Origin of the sequence: Clostridium sediminicola, assembly GCF_050402865.1 — a bacterium.
Lineage (GTDB): Bacteria > Bacillota > Clostridia > Clostridiales > Clostridiaceae > Clostridium_AF > Clostridium_AF sediminicola.
In genome coordinates, this window is record NZ_BAABMF010000090.1 from 1 (window position 1) to 266 (window position 266).

Here is a 266-nt window from a genome sequence, read left to right on the forward strand (position 1 = left end):
TATAGATAAACATAATCCAACAGTATTAGTATTTCAAAGATAAAAAATAATATTACTGGAATTAAGAATTTCCAGTAATATTATAATTATAAAATATTAAACTACACAAAACTATCTAGAGTCTCGAGTATGCTCAAAATTAAAATGGTACCTATGTCAAGGACAATTTAAAAAGGGTGTTAAGATGCTAAGAGATGATTTCTGTATTGTACAGGAGTCATCTTGTTTAGGTTCCATTGATATCTATAATTATTGTAATATCTTAT

At 25.2% G+C, this 266-nt stretch carries 1 protein-coding gene; it reads right to left on the reverse strand.

Translation table 11 applies throughout. From position 1 onward, the window contains the following. Positions 1-179 precede the first annotated feature (179 nt). A partial coding sequence (locus ACQ3F0_RS26870; protein WP_428867605.1) for an IS3 family transposase occupies positions 180-266 on the reverse strand: 87 nt, incomplete at its 5' end.